Origin of the sequence: Streptomyces changchenzhani, from assembly GCF_039766235.1 — a bacterium.
Taxonomy (GTDB): domain Bacteria; phylum Actinomycetota; class Actinomycetes; order Streptomycetales; family Streptomycetaceae; genus Streptomyces.
The window spans coordinates 560,678-583,871 of record NZ_JBDHNH010000005.1 but is presented as its reverse complement, the minus strand read 5'-3'; the positions used below and the strand labels follow the sequence as shown (position 1 = coordinate 583,871).

Annotated in this window: 17 protein-coding genes and 1 pseudogene; 11 read left to right on the top strand and 7 right to left on the bottom strand. The window is 68.3% G+C overall.

From position 1 onward, the window contains the following. Both ABCR94_RS19510 and ABCR94_RS19505 read left to right on the top strand, forming a co-directional pair. A partial coding sequence (locus tag ABCR94_RS19510) for an NAD-binding protein (RefSeq protein WP_347120705.1) occupies positions 1-441 on the top strand: 441 nt, incomplete at its 5' end. Between the two features lie 181 nt (positions 442-622). Further along, the gene (locus ABCR94_RS19505) at positions 623-2,080 is read left to right on the top strand and encodes a catalase (protein WP_347120704.1); all 1,458 of its coding nucleotides are present in this window, start codon (positions 623-625) and stop codon (positions 2,078-2,080) included. A gap of 709 nt (positions 2,081-2,789) precedes the next feature. Here ABCR94_RS19505 and gcl read toward each other — a convergent pair. After that, a complete protein-coding gene (gene gcl, locus ABCR94_RS19500; RefSeq protein ID WP_347120703.1) occupies positions 2,790-4,574 on the bottom strand; it encodes a glyoxylate carboligase in 1,785 nt (594 codons plus the stop codon). A gap of 227 nt (positions 4,575-4,801) precedes the next feature. Here gcl and ABCR94_RS19495 point away from each other — a divergent pair, with 227 nt between their 5' ends. Continuing rightward, the gene (locus tag ABCR94_RS19495; protein ID WP_347120701.1) at positions 4,802-5,524 is read left to right on the top strand and encodes a hypothetical protein; all 723 of its coding nucleotides are present in this window, start codon (positions 4,802-4,804) and stop codon (positions 5,522-5,524) included. Positions 5,525-5,929: 405 nt separating this feature from the next. Here the strand turns inward: ABCR94_RS19495 and ABCR94_RS19490 are convergent, their stop codons facing one another. Next, the gene (locus ABCR94_RS19490; protein WP_347120699.1) at positions 5,930-7,471 is read right to left on the bottom strand and encodes an AMP-binding protein; all 1,542 of its coding nucleotides are present in this window, start codon (positions 7,469-7,471) and stop codon (positions 5,930-5,932) included. A 334-nt stretch (positions 7,472-7,805) separates the two neighbouring features. On the opposite strand from ABCR94_RS19490, the gene ABCR94_RS19485 reads away from it, so the two are divergent. Next, positions 7,806-8,453, top strand: coding sequence for a LysE family translocator (locus ABCR94_RS19485; protein ID WP_347120697.1), 648 nt, complete (start codon positions 7,806-7,808; stop codon positions 8,451-8,453). 67 nt (positions 8,454-8,520) lie between these two features. Here ABCR94_RS19485 and ABCR94_RS19480 read toward each other — a convergent pair whose 3' ends face one another. Together ABCR94_RS19480 and ABCR94_RS19475 are read right to left on the bottom strand one after the other, a co-directional pair. Next, on the bottom strand, positions 8,521-8,736 hold the full coding sequence (locus tag ABCR94_RS19480) for a hypothetical protein (protein WP_347120695.1): 216 nt from the start codon (positions 8,734-8,736) through the stop codon (positions 8,521-8,523). 91 nt (positions 8,737-8,827) lie between these two features. After that, a complete protein-coding gene (locus tag ABCR94_RS19475; RefSeq protein WP_347120694.1) occupies positions 8,828-9,943 on the bottom strand; it encodes a winged helix DNA-binding domain-containing protein in 1,116 nt (371 codons plus the stop codon). Positions 9,944-10,088: 145 nt separating this feature from the next. Between ABCR94_RS19475 and ABCR94_RS19470 the strand changes: the two genes are divergently transcribed. Both ABCR94_RS19470 and ABCR94_RS19465 read left to right on the top strand, forming a co-directional pair. Further along, positions 10,089-11,219 carry a magnesium and cobalt transport protein CorA gene (locus ABCR94_RS19470; protein ID WP_347120692.1) on the top strand — a complete coding sequence of 377 codons (1,131 nt, stop codon included), beginning with the start codon at positions 10,089-10,091 and terminating at the stop codon, positions 11,217-11,219. A 536-nt stretch (positions 11,220-11,755) separates the two neighbouring features. Continuing rightward, entirely contained in the window at positions 11,756-12,856 is a 1,101-nt protein-coding gene (locus ABCR94_RS19465) for a hypothetical protein (RefSeq protein WP_347120691.1), read from the top strand. 224 nt (positions 12,857-13,080) lie between these two features. Here ABCR94_RS19465 and ABCR94_RS19460 read toward each other — a convergent pair whose 3' ends face one another. Next, a complete protein-coding gene (locus ABCR94_RS19460; RefSeq protein ID WP_347120689.1) occupies positions 13,081-14,661 on the bottom strand; it encodes a M6 family metalloprotease domain-containing protein in 1,581 nt (526 codons plus the stop codon). A gap of 242 nt (positions 14,662-14,903) precedes the next feature. Here ABCR94_RS19460 and ABCR94_RS19455 point away from each other — a divergent pair, with 242 nt between their 5' ends. Together ABCR94_RS19455 and ABCR94_RS19450 are read left to right on the top strand one after the other, a co-directional pair. Next, entirely contained in the window at positions 14,904-15,512 is a 609-nt protein-coding gene (locus ABCR94_RS19455) for an HhH-GDP family DNA glycosylase (protein ID WP_347120687.1), read from the top strand. Positions 15,513-15,796: 284 nt separating this feature from the next. Then, a pseudogene (locus ABCR94_RS19450) lies at positions 15,797-15,913 on the top strand (CorA family divalent cation transporter); the annotation flags it as partial. A 223-nt stretch (positions 15,914-16,136) separates the two neighbouring features. On the opposite strand, the gene ABCR94_RS19445 reads toward ABCR94_RS19450, so the two are convergent. Continuing rightward, on the bottom strand, positions 16,137-17,051 hold the full coding sequence (locus tag ABCR94_RS19445) for a universal stress protein (protein ID WP_347120685.1): 915 nt from the start codon (positions 17,049-17,051) through the stop codon (positions 16,137-16,139). A gap of 62 nt (positions 17,052-17,113) precedes the next feature. Beyond that, the gene (locus ABCR94_RS19440; protein ID WP_347120683.1) at positions 17,114-17,992 is read right to left on the bottom strand and encodes a universal stress protein; all 879 of its coding nucleotides are present in this window, start codon (positions 17,990-17,992) and stop codon (positions 17,114-17,116) included. Between the two features lie 595 nt (positions 17,993-18,587). Here ABCR94_RS19440 and ABCR94_RS19435 point away from each other — a divergent pair. From ABCR94_RS19435 to ABCR94_RS19425, 3 genes are all read left to right on the top strand, one after another. After that, a complete protein-coding gene (locus tag ABCR94_RS19435; protein WP_347120682.1) occupies positions 18,588-19,511 on the top strand; it encodes an HAD family hydrolase in 924 nt (307 codons plus the stop codon). 2 nt (positions 19,512-19,513) lie between these two features. Further along, positions 19,514-21,919: a glycoside hydrolase family 65 protein gene (locus tag ABCR94_RS19430; RefSeq protein ID WP_347120680.1), complete on the top strand. Its 2,406-nt coding sequence runs from the start codon at positions 19,514-19,516 to the stop codon at positions 21,917-21,919. Between the two features lie 188 nt (positions 21,920-22,107). Further along, positions 22,108-23,001, top strand: a complete 894-nt coding sequence (locus tag ABCR94_RS19425; protein WP_347120679.1) for a universal stress protein — start codon at positions 22,108-22,110, stop codon at positions 22,999-23,001. The last annotated feature ends 193 nt before the right edge of the window (positions 23,002-23,194 follow it).

The window sequence follows — 23,194 nt, the reverse complement described above, 5'->3', positions numbered from 1 at the left end:
GTGCTCGACGTCCTGGGCAAGACCATCGTCCTGTGCGGCCCGCACGGCTCCGGCCAGACGGTCAAGGCCGCCAACCAGCTGATCGTCGCGGTCAACATCCAGGCGTGCGCCGAGGCCGTGGTCTTCCTGGAGAAGTCCGGCGTGGACCTCGCCGCCGCGCTCGACGTCCTCAACGGCGGCCTGGCCGGCTCCACCGTGCTGACCCGCAAGAAGGACAACTTCCTCAAGCGGGACTTCGCCCCGGGCTTCCGGATCGACCTGCACCACAAGGACATGGGCATCGTCACCGACGCCGCCCGCAATGTCGGTGCCGCCCTGCCCGTCGGCGCGGTCGTCGCCCAGCTCGTCTCCTCGCTGCGCGCCCAGGGTGACGGTGGCCTGGACCACTCCGCCCTGCTGCGCGGCGTCGAGCGCCTGTCCGGTCAGCCCGTCAAGAGCTGACCCGACCCCCTGAACTCCGGGCTGCGGCAGCGCTGACACCTGTCCTGTCGCGCCCAGGCGCTGCCGCCGCCCGGACCCAGGCTCTCGATTTCAACAAACTGTTGACGCTAAGTCTGCCCGTACTTACGCTCCACATGACGGAAAACGTCTTCCGTCAGCAGCTCCCGCACGGAAGGTCCCCATGTCGAAGCGCGTGCTCACGACCGAATCCGGCGCCCCGGTCGCCGACAACCAGAATTCCGCCTCCGCCGGTCTCGGTGGCCCGCTCCTCCTCCAGGACCAGCACCTCCTTGAGAAGCTCGCCCGGTTCAACCGTGAGCGCATCCCGGAGCGCGTGGTCCACGCGCGCGGCTCCGGCGCGTACGGCTACTTCGAGGTGACCGACGACGTCACCGGCTTCACCCGCGCGGACTTCCTCGGCGCGGTGGGGAAGCGGACCGAGACATTCATCCGCTTCTCGACCGTCGCCGACAACCTCGGTGGCGCGGACGCGGTCCGCGACCCGCGCGGCTTCGCGCTGAAGTTCTACACCGAAGAGGGCAATTACGACCTCGTCGGGAACAACACCCCGGTGTTCTTCCTCAACGACCCGGTCAAGTTCCCCGACTTCATCCACTCCCAGAAGCGCGACCCCTTCACGGGCAAGCAGGAGCCGGACAACGTCTGGGACTTCTGGGCGCACTCGCCCCAGTCCACCCACCAGATCACCTGGCTGATGGGCGACCGCGGCATCCCCGCCTCGTACCGCCACATGAACGGCTTCGGCTCGCACACCTACCAGTGGACGAACGCCGAGGGCGAGGCCTTCTTCGTCAAGTACCACTTCAAGACGAACCAGGGCATCCGCTGCCTGTCATCCGAGCAGGCCGCCGAACTGGCCGGCTCGGACGCCAACTCGCACCAGACCGACCTGCTCCAGGCCATCGAGCGCGGTGTCAACCCGTCCTGGACGCTGCACATCCAGGTCATGCCGGCCGCCGAGGCCGCGGACTACCGCTTCAACCCGTTCGATGTGACGAAGGTCTGGCCGCACGCGGACTACCCGCTCCAGCGGGTCGGCCGGCTGGTCCTCGACCGGAACCCGGACAACGTATTCGCCGAGGTCGAGCAGGCCGCGTTCTCGCCGAACAACTTCGTGCCCGGTATCGGCGCGTCCCCGGACAAGATGCTCCAGGGCCGGCTCTTCGCCTACGCGGACGCCCACCGCTACCGCCTCGGTGTGAACCACACCCAGCTGCCCGTGAACGCCCCGAAGGCCACCGTGGCCGACAACTACGGCCGCGACGGCGTCATGTCGACCCGCTACGGCAAGCGCCACGACAAGAACTACGAGCCCAACTCGTACGACGGCCCGGCCCAGACCGACCAGGCACTCTCCGCCCCGCTCGCGGTGTCCGGCTGGACCGGCACCCACGAGAACGCCGTCCACGTCAAGGACGACGACTTCTTCCAGGCGGGCGAGCTCTACCGGCTGATGTCGGACGAGGAGAAGTCCCGCCTGATCGCGAACATCGCCGGCGGCCTCTCGCAGGTCAGCCGCGACGACGTGATCGAGAAAAACCTCGCCCACTTCCACGCGGCCGACCAGGACTACGGCAAGCGCGTCGAGGAAGCGGTACGCACCCTGCGCGAGGACTAGGACAGGACGCACAACCCACAGACCGCGCGAGGGAGTTGACGGGAGGTCATCTCCCACGCGCCGTCCGTACCGCCGACCCGACTGAGGGGTGGCCGACGATACGGACAGGACTGGGAACCGCGGCGGCGAGCGAGCCAGTGCGGTGGTCAAGACTTCCGGTTCGCTCTGCTCGACCTGAGAGCAGAGCGAACCGGCGGTTCATCGCCCACCGCCGCGGTCCCGGGCCCCCTTCCCCGTGCGCCCCTCGCAACCGCTACGCGGGCATCGGGCCGCTGCGCCGGACTCCGTCCGGCAGCCCACGCGGGCCACCTGTATCAGCCCGTCGCACCACCTGCGGTCACGACCGCACCCCATATACCCGCCCGGCGGCGCGAATGTCCTGTCGCGCCAGCCTCGTGCCGTCGGGCGGCTTCAACTTCCGTGAGAGTGCGCGGAGTACGGATCGTCCCGTACTCCGTGCACTTTTGCGCGCCCGCGATCCTGCGTGCTCCTACGCCTCCCCTGCACGCCCCTGCACGCCCGAGGCCACCGCCCCCGAGCGGGTGCCCTGCGCACTCGGGCTCCAGCAGACTCAGGCACGTACACACAAGCCCTCACACACACCCGCTCGTCCGACACCCGCACGCCACACCGCCGTACGCCGAAGGGGCGGCCCGCCGTGGTGGCGGACCGCCCCTTCAGGAGGTGCAGGTCGTGCGGGGTGCGGGCGTCAGACGAGCGGACGGATCGCCGTGGGCGCGTGGCCCGGCTCCGTGGCGAGGTCCTCCCACTCCTTGACGGCGCTGATGTCGGCCGTCGGGCTCATCGAGATGTTGGTGATCCGCTCCAGGATCGCCTCGACGACGACCGGGACCCGGAACTCGGCGGCCAGCTTCTTGGCCTCCTCGAAGGCGGGCAGCAGCTGGTCGGGCTCGGTGACGCGGATGGCCTTGCAGCCGAGTCCCTCGACGACCTTGACGTGGTCGACGCCGTAGACGCCCAGCTCCGGGGAGTTGATGTTCTCGAACTCCAAATTGACCTGGAAGTTGATGTCCAGGCCGGCCTGTGCCTGGCGGATCAGTCCGAGGTAGGCGTTGTTCACGAGAACGTGGACGTACGGGATCCTGTGCTGCGCGCCGACCGCCAGCTCCTCGATCATGAACTGGAAGTCGTAGTCGCCGGAGAGGGCGACGACGGGCGTCTCGGGGTCGGCGGTGGCGGCACCCAGCGCGGCCGGGATGGTCCAGCCGAGCGGGCCCGCCTGGCCGCAGTTGATCCAGTGGCGCGGCCGGTAGACGTGCAGCATCTGCGCGCCGGCGATCTGGGAGAGGCCGATGGTGGTGACGTAACGCGTCTCCGGGCCGAAGGCCTTGTTCATCTCCTCGTACACGCGCTGCGGCTTCAGCGGCACGTTGTCGAAGTGCGTACGGCGCTGGAGCGTGGACTTGCGCTCCAGGTGCGAGGCGACCCACGCGGACCGGTCGGGCAGCCTGCCCGCGGCCTTGAGCTCCTTGGCGACCTCGACGAAGAGCTCAAGGGCGGCCTTGGCGTCGGACGCGATGCCGTAGTCCGGGGCGAAGATCTTGCCGATCTGGGTGGGCTCGATGTCGACGTGGACGAACTTGCGGTCCTTGGTGTAGACGTCGAGCTTGTAGCCGGTGTGGCGGTTGGCCCAGCGGTTGCCGATGCCCAGGACGAAGTCCGACTCCAGGAACGTCGCGTTGCCGTAGCGGTGCGAGGTCTGCTGACCGACCATGCCCGCGTTCAGGTCGTGGTCGTCCGGAATGGTGCCCCAGCCCATCAGGGTCGGGACAACGGGCGTGTTGGTGATCTCGGCGAACTCGACCAGCAGGTCGGAGGCGTCCGCGTTGATGATGCCGCCACCGGCGACGATCAGCGGGCGCTCGGATTCGAGGAGGAAGGTGATCGCCTTCTCGATCTGGGCGCGGGTCGCGGCCGGCTTGTAGACGGCCAGCGGCGCGTACGTCTCCGGGTCGAACTCGATCTCGGTCAGCTGGACGTCGATCGGCAGGTCGATGAGGACCGGGCCCGGACGACCCGACCGCATCAGGTGGAACGCCTGCTGGAAGACGCCCGGGACCTGCGCGGCCTCCAGGACTGTGGTCGCCATCTTGGTGACCGGCTTGGCGATCGAGGCGATGTCGACGGCCTGGAAGTCCTCCTTGTGGAGGACCGCGACCGGGGCCTGGCCGGTGATGCACAGGATCGGGATCGAGTCGCCGATCGCGGAGTAGAGCCCGGTGATCATGTCGGTGCCGGCCGGCCCCGACGTACCGATGCACACACCGATGTTGCCGGCCTTGGTACGGGTGTACCCCTCGGCCATGTGGGACGCGCCCTCGACGTGACGGGCCAGCGTGTGGTCGATACCACCGCCCGCTTCGAGGGCCTTGTAGAAGGGATTGATCGCCGCGCCCGGCACACCGAACGCGGCCGTCACGCCTTCGAGCTTGAGGATCTCAACAGCCGCTCGGGCGGCGGTCATACGAGGCATTGGGTACTCCTGCTTCGGCCTGTCGGAACGACCCCACCGCTGTGGACCGGTGAGCGTCATTTCCATAATGCGGAAGTTTAGTTCTGCTATATGGAAGTAATCTAGAGGCGAGCCGTGCAGCCGTCAAGGGCGGCCAATGGTCGAAGTCCCTCCCCAAGGCGTCGCTCTTGGTGGACGATGGGACACGTACCGCTGTCATAAGCGCCGACGGTCCGAGGGGGACGGTCATGGGAGAGATCGTGCCGGTGCGCTGCCCGGCATGCCGCCGCCATCACACGTTCACGTCACCGGTCTTTCCCTGCGCGTGCGGCGCCCCGCTCGCGCCTCCCCTGCTCCGGGGTGCGGCGCCGGAGCGGATCACCCACCGCACCTGGACCGACGCCTGGGTCACCGTCCGCTGCGAATCCTGCGGGCGACAGGACCAGTGGCCGCAGCCCGAGCTGGGCTGCGCGTGCGGAGTGGTACTGCGTATTCCGGTACGCCCTGTGCCGCGCACGGCGGCGGCCGGCTCCACGCCCCCGGCCGGATACCCGTCCCACATCCCGCTGCCGCCGACCGCGGCTCCCCCGCGTCCGACGTTCCGCCCGATGACGATCAGGACCGCGCGGGACGCGGTGACCGCGGCTGCGCTCTATCTGAAGTGGCTCGGGTTCCGCGACATCATGCAGTCGCCCGAGCGGCCGGCCTCCGGCATAGATCTGCGCGGGCCCGGCCTGGTCGCACAGGTCGACCCGACGACCCGGCCCGCCAAGCTGCGCGACGTCGAATGCCTGTGGCTCAACGGTCTCAGCTCGTCGGCGGTGAGCGTCTTCTTCTCGCTCGCCGGGTACGCCGTCGACGCCAGGGCGCGCGCGGACTCGCTGGGCCTCCCGCTCTTCGTCATGGACCTCACAGGTACCCCACAGCCGGTCAACGGCCCGGCGGACAAGCTCATCAGCACGGGTGCGTAGGCCACTCCCTGAGCGATACTGCCGCCATGCGCGTCCGGCCCGCGACCCCTGCGGAACTCCCCCTGCTCCAGACCGTCGGACGAATCACAGCTGTACACCGCACACGGTGGCGCCATGCCGACGAGGGAAGAGATCGTCACCGTGCTCGACGTGGACATCACGGCCGCCTACGAAGAGCTCGTAGAGCCGCACCGCCCGTCGGCGGACGAGGCCTGACGATCCGCGCGGTGAGCGGCACCCCGGGGCAGGGCCGAAGTTCCGCCGGCGCATCCCGCTGAACGCGTGTCCCCCTGAGCTGGGCGGCTGGCGGCCATGGCACAACATCACACGACGATCCCCAGCAACAGCAACCGCCGGACATGGCTGCCGCTCACTCGCAACTGGCCTCGCGCAGGAGGTCGGCGGTCAGTTGATCCCCCGGTCCAGGCCTGACCAGTACGGCCCGCGAAGCTTGAACTTCTGGATCTTGCCGGTGGCCGTGCGCGGGATGACGTCGCGGAACTCGACGGTCGTCGGCGCCTTGTAGCCGGCCATCCTCTGCTTGCAGTGGGCGATGATGTCGGCCTCCACCACCGTCGCTCCTGCGGCGAGGACCACGAGCGCCTTGATCGTCTCGCCCCACTTCTCGTGCGGCACGCCGATGACAGCGACCTCGGCGACCGCCGGGTGGCTGAAGATCGCGTCTTCCACCTCGATCGACGACACGTTCTCGCCGCCGGTGATGATCACGTCCTTCTTCCGGTCGGAGATCGTCAGGTGGCCGTCGGTGTCGTCGACCGTGCCGCCGTCGCCGGTGTGGAACCAACCGTCCTCCAAGGCCGCCGATGTCTCCTCAGGCTTGTCCCAGTAGCCGTCGAGCACGACGTTCGAGCGGGCCAGGATCTCGCCGGAGTCTGCGACCTTCAGCTTGACTCCGAGTGCGGGCAGTCCCGCACGAGACAGCTTGCGGGCCCGTTCCTCGGCGGGTAGGTCCGCGTCGGCAGGCTGGGTCCGATTGAAGGTGAGGAGGGGGGAGGTCTCCGTAAGGCCATAGATCTGGGTGAACTCCCAGCCCAGTTCCTCGTCCATGCGTACGATGGTCTTGGTCGGGGGCGGTGCCCCGGCGCAGACGATCCGCACGCGGTCGCGACCCGGGATCTCGCCCTCCCAGGTTGCCGCCGCGTCGAGCACGGCGTTCCATACGGCGGGCGCGCCGCACATCAGGGTGACGCCATGTTCGTCGACCCTGCGCAGGATTTCCGCGCCGTCGACCTTGCGCAGCACCACCTGCTTCACGCCAAGTCCTGCCATGACATACGGCATGCCCCAACCGTTGCAGTGGAACATCGGCAGGGTGTGCATGTAGACGTCGCGTTCCCAGACACGGGCGTGCAGGCCGAAGGTCAGGCCGTTGACCCAGATGTTGCGGTGAGTCAGTTGCACACCCTTGGGGCGGGCGGTGGTCCCTGACGTGTAGTTGATCGTGGCGGTGGCATCCTCGTCCGGATTCGACCAGGGGCGGGGATCGATGCCGAACCGCATCAGCTCGGTGTCGGTCTGCTCGCCGAGGACGAAGCGGTGGCGGGCCTTGACGCCGGAGAGGGCGGCGTCCAGCTCGGGGTCGATGAGCAGGACCGAGGCCCCGCTCTGCTGCACCAAGTAATCGATCTCTTCGGGCTTGAGTCGGAAGTTGACCGGCACACAGATCCGGCCGCTCATCGGCACCGCGAACAACAGCTCAAGCATCCGCGCGGAGTTGTGGCTGACCACCGCTACCCGCTCGCCCTCGCCGACGCCGAGCGCGTCAAGCCCCGCCTGCCAGGCCCGCACCCGCTCGCCCAACCGCCCATACGTCGACTGGGGCACCGGTGGGCCGGGCTGATCCGGCTCGTCGACCACACCGGCGCCGGAGGAAAACCCCAGCTCTGCCCGGTTGAGGAAGTCCGCGATGGTCATCGGAATCCGCATTGCTCTCTCCTGTGTCCGAAACAGCTACTTCAGGCGGGAAATCCGGCACTTGCCGCTTCCGCCACCTGGAACAGCGGCTTGACTGGCTCGCGACGGCCCTTGGTCGCGGCGTCGATCTGCGCAACATAGACCTTGTGGGTCGGCGGGGCGTCCTCCGGCCGTGCCCAGTGGCCCCGTCAAGCACCCAGCCGCATGTGAAGTGGGTCAATGCGCCCCTCCACCCGCAGACGCGGCAGAGTGACACCCGGCGGTTGAACACCTGAGAACAACACGTACTGACGTCACACCGGTGGGCTACCCTGCTTCCTCGGCAACTATGGGGAGTGTGGACGACATGGTGTCGACGGATCGCATCCTGGCTTTCGCGGTGATGTCTCTCCTGATGATTGTGATTCCGGGGCCGAGTGTGCTGTTCGTGATCGGCCGGGCGCTGGCCCACGGCCGGCGAACGGCGCTGGCGACCGTGCTGGGCAACGTCCTTGGCTCCTACCTCCTGGTGGTGGCCGTCGCGCTGGGAATCGGCACGCTGGTCGCGCAGTCCGCGGCCGTCTTCATGGCGGTGAAGCTGGCGGGCGCGGCGTATCTGATTTACCTCGGGGTGCATGCCTTCCGCCACCGCAAGGACTTCGCTATGGGGTCCGTGCCGGTACCTGGCGCGCAGCACGCACGAGGTGATCTACGGACCGTCATGGACGGGGTCGCCGTCGGGGTCACCAACCCCAAGGGGATCATCTTCTTCGCCGCCGTCCTTCCCCAGTTCGTGGACCACTCGGCGGGGCAACTGCCCGCCCAGATGCTCCTGCTGGGCCTGGTCCCGATCACCATCGGCCTGGTCACCGACACGCTGTGGGGTCTGGGCGCGGTCGCGGCACGCGGATGGTTCGCGCGGTCGGAGCGGCGGCTGTCGATGATCGGCGGGGCGGGTGGCTTCGCGATGATCGGCCTGGGAGTGACCGTGGCGGCGACGGGCCGGGCGGAGTAACCGGGCGCGAAAAGTCCCGCGCGGCGGCCCGCCCCTTCAGCCCCCTCCAGCCCCCCGTCAGCCCCCGTCAGAACAGCGGCAGCTGACCCGGAAACGTCGGCACGTCGTACCCGTCCAACGAAGCCTGCACCGCAGGATCCAACGGCGCGTGACGCCGCGACCCTGGGCACGACACGAGGTCGCCCATGTGGCGCGCCCCGGAAGGATCGTGGCGGGCGAACCTGCTCGCCACGACAGCGATTTCGCGGCGGCACACCGGGCAGGTGCGGCGGGGAGAGGACATGCCCCCAGTCTGCCCTGCCCACCACGGCCCCGTGCCCCGGGTGTGCGGGATGTCGCTCGGATACCGAGACCCCAGATGCCGAGCGGCGCGATCAGATGCCGAGCGGCGCGAACCGGATGTCGTGCCGGTCCGCCGACGCCATCGTGCCCAGCATCCGCTCCCCCTCCTCGGCGATCTCCGCACGCTGGGCGCGGGTGAACGTACCGAGCGCCTCGATGGTCAGCGTCGCGCTGTCCTTCGTCTCGTCCATGCGCCAGATTCCGGCCGTGAACCCGTCGACGAGGAGGGAGCGGTAGTACGCGTTCGTGTTCCAGACACGGAGCCGGTACGCGGGCGGCACCACCCGGCTGCGGTCGGCGTGCGAGAGCAGCAGGTTGTCGAACTCGGGGAGGAAGCGGGGCGGCGCCGGGGTGTCCTCCGCCGGGCGGGGCGCTTCGGGGAGGTCGAAGAGCTCGATGCCGTTCTCGTCGCTGAAGGTGAGAAGCCGCGGCCGGAGCCGTTCGAACGCCTCCCGCAGCCGGGTCAGCCCCGCCCACACCTGCATGTCCTTGACGGAGGCGGGCCCGAACGCCGCCAGGTAGCGCAGCACGGTCGCGTCGGGCGTCGCGGGGGCGGGCTCGGACGGCCGGCCCAGCCAGTGCTCGGCGGTGGTGAGCGCCACCTGGCCACTCCTGCCCCACAGGCCGCGCGGGGTGACCTGGACCAGGGGCAGCTTGCAGCGGGCCGCGACGGCCAGGGCGAACGGGTCGGCGTCCGGCCACTCCTTCAGCAGCGCATCCCGGAGTTCGGTCATGGTCCGGGGCCGCTCCTCGACGAGGTCGCGGCTCAGCGCGGCCAGCCGGTCGAGGTCCACCCCCACCAGCCCCTTGCGGAACGTGTTCAGTTCGCGGTCGCGCGCCGGCTGGACGAGGGGCCGCAGGGTGAGGCAGTCGTCGGCGGTGTGCGTGTGGATGGTGGAGCGCATGGTGACGATGCGTACGACGTCGCGCGAGGCCATCAGGCCCGAGAGCTCCTCGGGATCGAAGCCTTCGAGGCGGGCGAAGAGCTGGTAGTACGGCGGCTTGGTGTTCTGCGCCTGCAGGCCGACGACGTGCTCGACGGCGTCCACGGCGGGCATCGCGGCGCGGCTCAGCAGGAGCTGGCGCGCCAGGGTCGCGCGGTTCAGGGCACGGGTACTGAGCACGGCCTTCGCCGGGGATGCGGTCATGCTCCGCACGCTACTCACCCTTGCGGACAGTTTCCGTCCGCATCTCGGAGATTCCCGCACCTCGCAAGCCATGCGCCCGACATTTGGGACGTATATTCTGCACCGTGGCCACGACAGCGCATCACCCATGGGAGGCGGGACCCGTATGAAGCACTCCTGGAGGCGGCAGCCGGCGACCCCCGCCGCCGCCCCCACTCCCGCGCGCGCTCCTGCCCGCCCGGCCGCCGCCTCCACCGATCCGGCGCAGCAGAACCGGGCCAGCGTCGTGCATGCCGCGCTCTACCGGTACGGCCGGCGCGTCTCCACGCCGGACTCCCTCGCCGAGACGTTCCGTCAGCTGCGCGAGGATCCCGATGGCATGGCCTGGATCGGCCTGCACCGGCCGACCGAGGCCGAACTCCTCACCCTGGCCGACGAGTTCGACCTGCACCCGCTCGCTGTCGAGGACGCGATGGAGGCGCATCAGCGCCCCAAGCTGGAGCGGTACGGCGAGACGCTCTTCGTCGTACTTCGAGCGGCCCGCTACCTGGACGCCGCCGAAGAGGTCGACTTCGGTGAGCTGCATGTCTTCGTCGGCAGGGACTTCGTCATCACGGTCCGCCACGGCGCCGCGCCCGACCTCTCCGCCGTACGCAACCGCATGGAGGAGACTCCGGAGCTGATGGCGCTGGGGCCCGAGGCGGTGTTGTACGCGATCCTCGACGCCGTCGTCGACGGATACGCGCCGGTGGTCGAGGGCGTACAGAACGACATCGACGAGATCGAGACCGAGGTGTTCCGCGGTGACCCCGAGGTCTCCCGGCGCATCTATGAACTCTCCCGCGAAATGGTGGAGTTCCAGCGCGCCACCCGCCCCCTGGTCGGCATGCTGCACGGCCTGATGGCGGGTTTCGCGAAGTACCGCACCGACGAGGAGCTTCAGCGTTATCTGCGTGACGTCGCCGACCACGTCACGCACACCAGTGAACGCGTGGACGGCTTCCGTCAGGCCCTGGCCGACATCCTCACGGTCAACTCCACGCTGGTCACGCAGCAGCAGAACGCGGAGATGCGGGCCATCGCCGAGGCGGGCTTCGAGCAGAACGAAGAGATCAAGAAGATCTCCTCCTGGGCGGCCATCCTCTTCGCCCCGACCTTGGTCGGCACGATCTACGGCATGAACTTCGACCACATGCCGGAGTTGCACTGGACGTTCGGCTACCCCTTCGCTCTTGTCCTCATGGCTCTTGTATGCACCGGTTTGTATGTCATCTTCAAGCGGCGGGGTTGGCTCTGAGTAGTCGACTCGCAAGCGCACACACACCAGGCTCGGCGGCACGAGCACGGCTCCCACAGACACCGTTCAAGCCGCTGAGGAGAATCTGGGGAGACCAGAACACTCCCCGCTTCGGCTGGCTTTCCCCTCCGTAGCGAGCACCCCGCATGGATCGTTCCTTCCGCGCCATTGCCCACCGGGAGCGTTGACCGACACGGAGAGCGCTCAACCGGTTGGGCAACAGACGCCAAGGAGGGGAGCAGCACTGCTGCGCCCCTCCTACTTCGTCTATGCGGCCGCCGTAGCCAAGGGTCGTTGTCTTCTTTCTTACAGAAGAGGCGAGTTGGGCTTCGCGGACCAGGACTTCCATGACATGGAAGATACGGTCCACGCCACCCACCCACACACAGCGCAGGATCCGGCCGGGCGGTCGCGCGTAGTCACAACCGCGACCGCTGACAATGTGCCTGCTGCTACCCCGATCAGACTGCTTTCGATGCGCCACACGGAGCAACGTGGGCGGGCGGGGCCGGTGCTCGGCGGCGATAGTCGGGACTATGAGCGACCTTTGGTGGAGCAAGCGCCGCAGCGAATGGAAGCGCGAACGGGGCCCTTGGGAGCTCCGGGAAGAAATCCGCGCGAAAGCGGGCGAACTGAGGTCCCTCCTGGAAGCAAAGCGGGATCTAACGGAGCAGGCCACCCCCGAGCCCAGGCTGGAGAAGGCGCTCGACGAGTTGACGGCGGCAGAGGACGCAGTCAGTTACAAGGGCCACCGCAGGTGCCGGAACGGATCACATGTGGCCGTCGCACAGATCCACCTCAACACTGCCCGCTCGCTCTGGCTGCGGATGACTTCGCCGGTTGAAGTTGTGCCCTATCTGCCCGGTCTGCTGGCGGTCGTCAGAGAGCACCTCGCTGAGGGGGACACGCACAGGATCAGAGTCGAGGATATCGTCAAGAAAATCGAGACTCCTGGTCGCGCGTTGAACGAAACCGACTGTGTGGCGATCATCGAGGCCGTGGACGCCGCCCGAGGGGCAGCCCTCCGCGAGAAGCTGCGCGTCGGCAGCTTCGTGCGCATCGTCCGGCGGGTGACCTGTGGCTTGACCCTGCTAGTAGTCCTTGTCGCTGTGTTCACCGCGATCTTCAGCATGGCGGTGCCACTGTGCTTCCAGCCGCTGTTGGAGCCGGAGCAGGCCGAAAAGGCAGCAAAAGTCGGGTACAGCGTCGTCTGCCCGTTGGGCAGCAAGGAGTTTCCCGAGAAAGAAGACATTGATGATGACTACAAGGATGTCGTGACGTGGGGGGACTACATCGTTATCGAAGCTGTCGGACTCGTAGCCGCCGGCATCGCCGCGGCCTTGGCCCTGCGGAAGAGCAGAGGCACCGCCACCGCTTATCCGATCCCGGTCGCTCTGGCCCTGCTGAAGCTGCCGACCGGTGCTCTCACCGCCGTGTTCGGGCTGCTGCTCATGCGCGGTGGATTCGTGCCGGGGCTCAGCGCGCTCGACACGTCGGCCCAGATCATCGCCTGGGCCATCATCTTCGGCTACTCGCAGGAACTGTTCACCAAGTTCGTCGACAAGCAGGGCCAGACCGTCCTGGATGCCGTACGCGGGCCTACGATCCGACCGCCCGCCCAGCAACCCGAATCTTGATCACCCCTGGCCGGACAAGCTCCGCCGTGACGCGCCAGCTCCCTTCCGGCGGCAGGACGCCGGGGGGAAACAGAGCGGTGACAGTGCTGCCCGGGACGTCGGCGAGGAGGAACGGCCACTCTCCCACCGGGCTTGCCTGCGCGACACGGGCCTGGCACGCCGTCCAGCCCTCCCGGGGGCCAGGGCTGGGCTCGCCCACGACCTCCAGGAGGACTTCGGCGCGGTTATCCCTCGCGCTGACCATGTGGCGCCTGCCGCGTCGACAGCGTGTCGTAGACGGTGATCGCCGCCGTCACCGCAGCCTGAACAGCCGTGTTCTGGGCGTCTGCCCGGCCGGAGCGCCCGTTGTCGTTGGGGAGACCATCTGGCCGTCGCGGTCCGGCTCCGTCGCCGAGCACGCCCAGCAGTGCCTCCAGAGCTGCCACCCGTGCCGACAGGTCGTCCTGTTGCGCGACCTCGTGCGGCTGGGTGCCGGGCCGGACTTGGAAGCGGACGGTCATTCTGGGATCGGGCGGGGGAATCTCGGTGACCGCCACGCCCGTGGGCAGGCCCGCGTACGACTTGCTGTTGGGCGTCGAACTACCGGTGAAGGCGATATTGGTGGCCGACCCCGGGTAAGCGTCGCCCTCGTCGCCGCGGTTGACGTTGTTCTCCATGTCCCGCCGGGCGTCCGCCTGCACCAGGGCCACTTTGTAGTGCCGCTCGTCGCGGTTGGTGGTGGCGGCGTCGTCGATGTGCCAGATCAACAGTCCCTCCCCGGGCAGTTCGGCGTCGTAGTCCTTGCGCATCCGATTTTCCACGAGGAAGTACTCGTCGCTGCGCTCGCCGTTCCGCCACAGCCGGTGCACGATCCGGCTCTCCTTCACATCGCGGACGGTCACCTTGCCGTTGGTCCTCGCTTCGCGGGTTTTGACCCAGCCCTGGGCGGCCTTGCACCAGGCTGACGGGTGGACCGGCCGGTCTCCGCCCAGTCCCCACGAACCGCCGGCCATGAGGCACCAGTTCCCGATGCCCTCGGACGTTCCGTCGGTGTCGTACAGGTCGGGCCAGCTGAAGAGCAGATGGCCCAGTTCATGGGCGCAGACGCCGATCTTCGCGTCCTGCGGGATGGTGAGGTAGGCGAAGACCTTGGCCCCCGCGACGGTGCGCTCCGCTGGAAGGATCCATTTGTGGGACCAGATGTCTGCCATTGCGCCTGTCGCCTCGGCGCCTTGCCCGGCGTGGACGACGAGGAAGGCGTCGACGTATCCGTTGTCATCGTTGTCGTACGGAGCGAAGTCGACGTGGGCAGCGGCAGCGGCGGTCAGGGCGTCGTCGGCGAGGGTCCGCGCATTCGGCTCGGCCGCCTGGGTACCGTTCTCGGTGCCTGCGTAGGCGGCCAGCGGTTGTGGCATCCGGTAGGGACCGACGACTTCGCCGGCGAGGTTGACCAGGCCGTTGCTGACCTCGCTGAAGTATTCCTTCACGCTGCCGTGCTGGACAGTGCCGGTGGAGAAGAACAGATCGCGGAAGCGGGTATCGGCGTGGGCGGGCAATGCCTTGTCGTCGAATTCGACCAGCACCACCAGAACCCGGATCGTCCCGCGTAGCGGAGCCAGGGCTCGGGCCTCGGTTGCGGCGCGGCGCGCGGCCCGGGCGGATGTGCCCAGCGGCAGCTCGGTCCCTGGTCGGACCAGGCCGTCGTTGAAACCGATACGGTCGGTCTCGCCGAAGCGGAGGCGGGGTGCGAGGAACGCGTCGGCTTGGGCGCGCAGGGCCTGGAAGCGGTCTTTGAGCTGGTCGCCGAGCTCGGGGGACGGAGGCATGACACAGAGCTCTTCTGGCGAGTACGGAATCACGGTGTCTCCTTTCGAGCACCCCTGTAATCCAGCGAAACAGACCCTCGCGGACTACGCCACTCAGGTGAAGCCCCCTTCGCCGCTGGGGGTTCCCTCTACGGCGCTCCGGGCGTAATTCCCCATCAGCAGCGCCGCCTTCCCCGCCCAACCCTCCGAGGGGTTTTGCGCTCTCCACCCGGATCATCAGACCAGAGCGTCATCATTGATCTATGACCGCACTCAGCCTTGCCCAGCGACTCGCCGGCCACGTTCAGCACCTCCTTGGCGACGGCCCGTTTACCCAGCCCGGCGGATGGACCCACATGGGCGCTGTCATCTGCGACGCCAGCTTCCACGCCCGCTGTAGGTACGAAGTGACCCTCCGGCCGCGGCTTCTCCGGCTTCAAACAGATTGGCCCGATGCGACAACCGTCCGCGGCTTCCACGGGCGGCTCGCCACAGAAGACCTTGCCGTCGCCATGAATTTCAACAGCTCGCAGAAGGTCGCGACGGCCCACGCCATCACCGACGTGCTGGCTGCCGAGAGGGTCGATAACCGCGACGCTCTCCACGCATGGCTCGACCACCAGGCCAATCGCGCCGCTCTACGCTCTGTGAAGGGGGTGGGACCGAAGAGCATCGACTACATCGGCAACCTCGTTGGCCGCTCGCAGGTGGCCGTCGACGTACATCTGCGCACCTTCGCTGCGGATGCCGGTGTCCCGGGCCTCCGCTACGAGCAACTGCGAGCCGTGTACGAGGAAGCCGCCGCACTTCTTGGGCACGATCAGGGCGGCCTGGAGCATGCCGTCTGGCGGTATGGGTCGGAGTCCGTGTAGCCACCACTTCTGCACCCAGCCGTACGCACCTGTGACGTGTGACCTGTGCACCCTGTCGAACGGTTGGGCGGGGAAGGTGGGGCCGTTGGTGGGGAATTACGTGGAGTTCCACACCCCCCGACTATGAGGCCCTGAGCTGGATTTGTGGGTCTGCCCCTGGATGGGCCGGACGCCCCTGGACAGTCCCTATCACCTGTGCCAGGTGGTACTCGCCGGTGTTCAGCCCGCATCTGCGGGTGTACGCAGTGCCGGTGATCGGGCTGTCGGCGCTGGGGAGAATCTGGAACTTCGACCACATGCCGGATTTGCACTGGGCGTTCGGCTACCCCTTCGCCATCGTCCTCATGGCTCTTGTATGCACCGGTTTGCATGTCATCTTCAAGCGGCGGGGTTGGCTCTGAGCAGCCGACGAAGGAATGGTTCGCCCCGGGCCCAACGGCATCGCCCTGGCTGTTGAGAGCGAGGAACGGGCAGCTGAGATTCTCTTCAACCTCCTGCCGTCGTACGTCTCGGACCACGAAGTGCAGGGGATGCCCGGCCTGCGCATCACCCGGCGGAATCGGACGGCGATCGAACTGCAGGTACTCGAGGGTGGCGCCGTTGCCGTGCCCCGACGGAAGGCGATCAGTACGCGGCTGTGCCGTCGCGCGGCGGCACCACGATCAGCGGGCACGTCGCCTGGTGGAGGAGCACATGGCTCACCGAGCCGAGCAGCATGCCGCGAAAGCCGCCGAGCCCGCGGGACCCGACCACCAGGCACCGCGCATGTGCGGCCGTGTGGGCCAAGGCCCGTGCCGGGTGGCCGTACCTCACCTGATACTCCACCTCGACGTCCGGGTATTTCTCCCGCCAGCCTGCTGTTGCTTCCGACAGCTCGATTCTGGACCGATTCTCGACATCGTCCCGCTCACCGCCCGCCGCTTGCTCGGCATGCAGGTAACGCACGACGACGGCCCGCAGTCGAGCTCCGGACATTGCGGCCTCTTCGAAGGCGAACGCCATGGCGTCACGGGAATTCGCGGACCCGTCGACTCCCACGACGACCAAGGGCGGCTCTCCGGCAGCATGCTCGGCTTCGCGGACCACCACCACCGGGCACCCGGCGTGGGCAGTGAGGGTGACACCCAGGGGTGAGACGGTGAACAGCTGCTCCGCCACGTTCAGATGCTTTGCCCCCACCACCAACAGAGCAGCCTCCGCGCCCTGTTCCACCAGCACCCGAGCGCGTGGTCCGTCAGCGGCACGCGCTTCGACATGCAAGGCCGGATGGCGTGCGTGGACGAATTCCACAGCCTCACGCAACACAGCGTCCCCGCCTGACCGGAAATGTGCGCTCCAGGTGCGCTCCGGGTGGGGAACGTGGGGGGCGGGGTCTGCCCCCGGCGGCCACTCCAGCGCGTGTACCAGTCGCAGCGGCAGATGTCTCAGCACGGCTTCGTCCGAGGCCCAGGCAAGGCCGATCCTGCTCGCGGCGGATTTGCTGACTCCGACCACTACGGGCTTGGGTCCGTGGGGATGAGGGGCGGGGGTCGTCGACATTTTGGCTCTCTCCATTCATTACGACAACAGTCACTTTGGACGGTGGGCCCCGTCCAAAGGTGTCAGGGGTGCGGTACGACCGCGACCGCGGCGGGCGCGTGGTGGAGAACGGCATGGGCGACCGAGCCGACACGGCGCAGCCCCGTGTCGTGGGTGCGGCGCCCGACAACCACGAGACTCGCGCGGCGGCTGTTGGACAGCAGGACCTCGGAGGCCGCGCCGATCTCGACATGCTCGATGACGTCCACATCGGGATACTTCTGCCGCCAGGGCCTCAGTGCGTCGGCCAGGATCTCCTTCTGCAGCGGCTCCAAGCCACCCGCCTGATCAGCCAGCCACATCGAGCCGGGACTCCAGACAAGGACTGAGGGGATGCTCCAGGCCCGTACGGCTCGAAGCGTCGCTCCGCGTTCGGCTGCGGCCGCAAAGGCGAATTCGAGGACCGGTCCGGCGGCTTCCCCCGCGTCCTGGACGCCGACGACTATCTCGCCCATCTCGTCGGTGCTCTCTCGCACTGTGGTGTGCCGCGGCCCGCGCACCATGACGACCGGCCCGGCCGCCCGGCGCAGCACCTGCAGAGACACAGAACCGACCAGATAGCCGGTCAGCGTGCCGTAGCCGCGCGAACCCAGCACCAGCATCTCGGCCCGCGAGGCTTCGTCGACGAGCGTCGGCACGGGGTCGTCGACCAGCAGCTCGGTAGTGACATCGAGGTCCGGGTGCACCTTGGCCACGCGTGCTTTCGCCTCATGCAGCATGTTGCGCACCCAGCGCTCCTCCACAGCACGGTCCCCGACGTACACCGTGTCGGTGGTGCGCCACACCCAGGCGTGCACGAGGCGCAGGGCCGTCCCCCGGCGCGCCGCCTCGTGCGCCGCCCATTCCGCGGCGGCGAGGGCATGGTCTGTTCCGTCCAGTCCTACGGTGATGGTGCCGGGCATTGGTTGCCTCCGATGGTGCCGCAGTGGTCAGTGCTCGCAACGGACTTGTTGTCCTCTTGAGGGAGATGATTCCAGGGAGGCGCCCGGTGGTGCTTGGGCCGACCGTCCCTGACTCGGGTCCTCTCGGCCCTGCTCCTCGCCGTACCGACAGCCGGCGGGGCCGCGAGCCGTCCCTGCGCCTCGCTTCGGGGTCCCTGCTCAGTCGTGCGTCCATCGTCGCGGCCCGATTGGTCAGCCGGGACCGGCGGCGGCCCAGCCGGGTTGCGCCAACAGGTCTGCCGCCACAGTGCCGTTCGGCGGCGAAGAGAGGCCGCTCGGCCTCAGCGCACTGACTGTCCGCTGCGGGACATTGAGCTCGTACACCACTCATCGCGTTCTTTATGAGAGGTACGGACAGACATGCGTTCACCTTCCTCCGCGTCGGCATACCAGTATCCGCATGCCGTCGTGGCGCCGAGCCGGGACGATCAGGAGTTCCCGTTCGTACGCCGCAACCGCTGGCTGATCTGAGGTTCAGCCGGGACAGTGTGAAGAGGAACCTCAGGGTGCCCGCACCAACGGGACGTGCTGCACAGCTGTAGGGAGTGGATCGCACATGACCGCAGACGCGGGAATCAACGGGTTCGGCCTGGTCGGCCGCACCTATCCGCGAGCCACACCGGACAAGGACGACGGCGCCGCCACCGGCGCCGCCAAAGACGGCCACGCCCCGCCGGGCATCGCGCCCGTCCCACGCCATGGAACGGCCCGCAGCGGCCTGGTGCCCGAGCTGCGGGCCGTCCAGGCCGTGGTCCTCGACACCGACGGGGTGATCACCGACTCCGCCCGGGTACACGCGGCCACCTGGAAAACAGCCTTCGACGCCTGTCTGCGTGAGCACCCGCCCGAAGACCGGCGGCAACGCGCCCCATTCGACCTCCAGCGGGACTATCTGCGCTATGTCGACGGCAAGTCCCGGCTGGACGGCGCCACGTCCTTCCTGATGGCTCGCGGGGTGCCCGTACCGGCGGGCGCCCCCGGGGACCCTCCGGGGACCGGCACGGTCGTCGCGGTCGCAGCCCTGAAAGAGCAGCTCTACAGTGAACGGCTGCGCGGACCGGGCATCGACGCCTATCCGGGGTCGGTGCGGCTGCTGAACGCCCTGCGCAGCGAGGGCATCCCGCTCGCTGCGGCCTCTGCGTCCCACCATGCCCGGGAGCTCCTGACGCGCGCGGGGGTCCTGCATTTCTTCGCCGAGCTGGTGGACGGCGGAGAGGCCGCCCGTCTGCGCCTGCCGGGCAAACCGGACCCGGCTCTGTTCGTGGAGGCCGCCCGCCGGCTGCACGTCGCGGTCGCCCGTACCGCGGTCGTCGAGGATGCTCTGGCAGGAGTCGAGGCGGGCCGACGTGGCGGATTCGGCCTGGTCATCGGAGTGGACCGGGCGGGCGGCCCGGACACTGGGGCCGACCTGCTGCGACACGGAGCGGACTTGGTGGTGCGCGACCTCGCCGACCTGCTGTTGCCCGGAACTGAGGACTGATCATGCCGGAGTGGACCTGGAGTTACGACGGCTACGATCCCGCCGAGGAACGTCTCAGAGAGTCTCTCTGCGCCCTCGGCAACGGCTACTTCGCCACCCGCGGCGCCGCTCCGGAATGCCCGGCGGACGTCGTGCACTACCCGGGGACCTACGCGGCGGGCTGCTACAACCGGCTGACATCGACCGTGGCCGGACGGCAGGTCGAGAACGAGGACATGGTCAACCTGCCCAACTGGCTGCCCCTGCGATTTCGCATCCGCGACGACGACGCCGGCAGCGACGCTGTGCAGGACTGGTTCACCCCTGACAGCACCGCGCTGGTCGACCACCACCAGGCGCTGGACCTGCGCACCGGCACGCTGGCACGCACCGTGACGTACGAGGACCGAAGGGGGCGTCGGCTCTCCGTCCACCAGGTGCGGCTTGTTCATATGGCGGACCGTCATCTGGCGGCCCTGCGAACGGAGTTCACCGCACAGGGCTGGAGCGGTGAGCTCGACGTCGAGTCCGCCATCGATGCGACGGTCACCAACACGGGGGTCGCCCGCTACCGGGAACTCGACGGACAGCATCTGTCCCACATCAGCCGGGGTGACTCCGGTGCCGACACCGTGTGGCTGGACTGCCGTACCAACACCTCGGACATCGGTATCGCCATGGCGGCCCGCACCACCGTCGCTGAGCCCATGCGCCCGGTCCGCACCGACCACGAGCCGGCGCGCGCCGCTCTGGTGCTGCGTCTGACACTCACCGCTGATCGCACAGTGGCGGTCGACAAGACGGTTGCCGTGCACACCTCGCGGGATCCGGCAATCAGTGACCCGCGGGGGGCCGCGGTCGACCGGGTCACCATCGCCCCCGGCTTCGATGAGCTGCTGCTCTCCCATCAAGCGGCGTGGGAGCAGCTGTGGGACAGGGCCGATCTTCAGGTGCCCGGTGAGGCGGGCCGTATTCTGCGGCTCCATCTCTTCCACGTGCTGCAGACGCTGTCACCGCACACCGCGGACCTTGATGTCGGTGTTCCGGCCCGAGGTCTGCACGGCGAGGCCTACCGCGGCCATGTCTTCTGGGACGAGCTGTTCGTTCTTCCCTACCTGAACCTGCACTTCCCCGAGGTCTCCCGCGCCCTGCTCACCTACCGCCACCGTCGACTCGATCAGGCGTGCCAGGGGGCGCGCGACGCGGGACGAGAGGGCGCCATGTACCCCTGGCAGAGCGGCAGTGACGGCCGCGAGGAGACCCAGGAACTGCACCTCAACCCGCGCTCCGGGCGATGGTTGCCCGATCATTCGCGGCTGCAGCACCATGTCGGGTCCGCCATCGCCTACAACGTATGGCAGTACTGGCGGGCGAGCGGCGACACCCAGTTCCTGCACACCAAGGGAGCGGAGATGATGCTGCAGATCTCACGCTTCTGGTCGGATGCCGCGACCTACGACGCGGCTCTGGGCCGCTACCGGATCCGCGGAGTGGTGGGGCCCGACGAGTACCACGACGCCTATCCCGGTGCTGCCGCGCCGGGCCTGGACGACAACGCGTACACCAACCTCACCGCCGCCTGGGTACTCGCTCGCACTCTCGACGTCCTGGAGTCGCTGCCGGAACCGCTCCGTCGCGAGCTGTCCGAGCGCACCTGTCTGGAAGACCGGGAGCTCACCCGCTGGGAGGACATCTCGCGTCGGCTCCATGTGCCCTTTCACGACGGTGTCATCAGCCAGTTCGAGGGGTACGGCAAGCTCGCGGAACTCGACTGGGACGCCTACCGGGTCCGGTACGGGGACATCCGCCGGCTCGACCGGATCCTGGAGGCCGAAGGCGACACGGTCAACCGGTATCGGGCTTCGAAGCAGGCCGATGTGCTCATGCTCGGCTACCTTTTCCCGCCGGACGAGCTCCGCTCCCTCTTCAGCCGGCTGGGACACGACATGGACGACGCCTTGTGGCCGCGGACCGTCGACTACTACCTGTCCCGTACCAGCCACGGCTCCACCCTCAGCGGGCTCGTCCACGGCTGGGTCCTGGCCCGGGTCCGGCCCGAGCAGGCCTGGGCATTTTGCAAGGAGGCCCTCGAAGGAGACATCGCCGACCTCCAGGGCGGAACCACGGGCGAAGGGATCCATCTCGGGGCCATGGCCGGAACCCTCGACCTGGTGCAACGCGGCCTGTCGGGACTGCGGCCACTCGACGGCGCGCTCGGGCTTGACCCCGTCCCCTTGCCGGAACTCTCCACCTACGCCTTCACCCTCCGATATCGAGAGCACTGGGGAGTGCACTTCCGGATGCGCCCCGGACAGCTGGAGATCAGGGTCCCCGATTCGGACCTGTCGCCGATCGACATCGAACTCACCGACCGCACAGTTTCGGTGAAGCCTGGAGGAACGTACCTCCTGACTCTCCCCGGGCAGTGACCCGGGCCATCGCTACGGCGGGAGGACGCCCAGGGCCTTCGCCCCCGTCCCCTCTGGTCGCGGGCGTCCCCCGTGGGCAGGGGGCCTATCGGACCACGGAGGGGGTCTGGGCGGCCCCTGTTCCCATGGCCCGGCGCAGATGAGGCTGGTTACCAGGTACACAACAGACCAAGCAGGAGGTTCTTCTCATGGCTCGTGCCGTTATCGTCGGGATCGACGGCTCTCCGGAGAGCCTGGCTGCCGCTCGTTGGGCAGCCGCAGAGTCCGTTCTCCGCAGCGTTCCGCTCCACCTCGTGCACGCCTGGAAATGGTCTCCCTCCGCCTCCGTGCCGAGCAGTGAGACCCAGCGTCATTGGGCCGGTCGCATTCTGCGTACGGCCATCGAACATCTCCAGGAGAGTCACCCCGGCCTTCAGCTCACCCATGAGCAGATATCGGACTCGCCCGCCGCTGCCCTCCTGGCCGCGGCCGAGAACGCCGAAGTACTTGTCCTCGGCTCACGCGGCCTCAGTGGATTGACCGGCTTCGTCACCGGCTCGGTAGCACTCGGAGTGGTCGCCCACTCCCCGCGGCCGGTAGTTCTCGTACGAGCCGAGAGGCACACCGGGCCCCGGTCGCCCGGTGACGAACTCCGGCCGGCCGGTGCTCCCGGCGGCTCGGACGTTGTGGTCGGCATCGACCTCGCTCATTCCTGCGACGAAGTCATCGAATTCGCCTTCGAAGCGGCCCTGGTACGCGGTGTGGGCCTGCACGTCATGCATGGCTACGCCCTGCCAGCTTCCTACATGATCGCAGCCGGTGGAGGCATGCTGATCGACGATTCAGGGCTGGTCAGGGAGCGCGAGTACGCCCTGAGCACGGTCCTGGAACCGTGGCGCGAGAAGAGCCCGGACGTCGTAGTCCGCGCAAGCAGCGTTTCGGGGCAGGCCGTCGCCCATCTGGTCGAAGCGGGTGCCGACGCACCGCTCCTGGTCATCGGGCGACGCGAGCGGACCTCTCCCCTCGGAATGCATCTGGGGTCCGTGGCACACGGCGTGATGCACCACGCAGCCTGCCCGGTGGCCGTCGTGCCCCACTCCTGAGGCCACAGACCGGTCAAGGGTCTCCCCCGGAGCCGCACCGATGGCGCTCGCGCCCGCACGGGGCCCTGGGCCGGCTGTGGGCGCGGTACCGGCCAGGGCCGTCTCTCACCCTTTTGCCGTCGAGCGCCCGGCCTGTGCTCCCTGTACGTTCGCCGGTACGACGGGTGATCACAACCGGGCAGGGATCACGACC

Coding starts and splice junctions, on each gene's coding strand:
- ABCR94_RS19505 (WP_347120704.1), top strand. CDS start 623: ATGTCGAAGCGCGTGCTCACGACCGAATCCGGCGCCCCGGTCGCCGAC.
- gcl (WP_347120703.1), bottom strand. CDS start 4,574: ATGCCTCGTATGACCGCCGCCCGAGCGGCTGTTGAGATCCTCAAGCTC.
- ABCR94_RS19495 (WP_347120701.1), top strand. CDS start 4,802: ATGGGAGAGATCGTGCCGGTGCGCTGCCCGGCATGCCGCCGCCATCAC.
- ABCR94_RS19490 (WP_347120699.1), bottom strand. CDS start 7,471: ATGCGGATTCCGATGACCATCGCGGACTTCCTCAACCGGGCAGAGCTG.
- ABCR94_RS19485 (WP_347120697.1), top strand. CDS start 7,806: ATGGTGTCGACGGATCGCATCCTGGCTTTCGCGGTGATGTCTCTCCTG.
- ABCR94_RS19480 (WP_347120695.1), bottom strand. CDS start 8,736: ATGTCCTCTCCCCGCCGCACCTGCCCGGTGTGCCGCCGCGAAATCGCT.
- ABCR94_RS19475 (WP_347120694.1), bottom strand. CDS start 9,943: ATGACCGCATCCCCGGCGAAGGCCGTGCTCAGTACCCGTGCCCTGAAC.
- ABCR94_RS19470 (WP_347120692.1), top strand. CDS start 10,089: ATGAAGCACTCCTGGAGGCGGCAGCCGGCGACCCCCGCCGCCGCCCCC.
- ABCR94_RS19465 (WP_347120691.1), top strand. CDS start 11,756: ATGAGCGACCTTTGGTGGAGCAAGCGCCGCAGCGAATGGAAGCGCGAA.
- ABCR94_RS19460 (WP_347120689.1), bottom strand. CDS start 14,661: ATGCCTCCGTCCCCCGAGCTCGGCGACCAGCTCAAAGACCGCTTCCAG.
- ABCR94_RS19455 (WP_347120687.1), top strand. CDS start 14,904: ATGACCGCACTCAGCCTTGCCCAGCGACTCGCCGGCCACGTTCAGCAC.
- ABCR94_RS19445 (WP_347120685.1), bottom strand. CDS start 17,051: ATGTCGACGACCCCCGCCCCTCATCCCCACGGACCCAAGCCCGTAGTG.
- ABCR94_RS19440 (WP_347120683.1), bottom strand. CDS start 17,992: ATGCCCGGCACCATCACCGTAGGACTGGACGGAACAGACCATGCCCTC.
- ABCR94_RS19435 (WP_347120682.1), top strand. CDS start 18,588: ATGACCGCAGACGCGGGAATCAACGGGTTCGGCCTGGTCGGCCGCACC.
- ABCR94_RS19430 (WP_347120680.1), top strand. CDS start 19,514: ATGCCGGAGTGGACCTGGAGTTACGACGGCTACGATCCCGCCGAGGAA.
- ABCR94_RS19425 (WP_347120679.1), top strand. CDS start 22,108: ATGGCTCGTGCCGTTATCGTCGGGATCGACGGCTCTCCGGAGAGCCTG.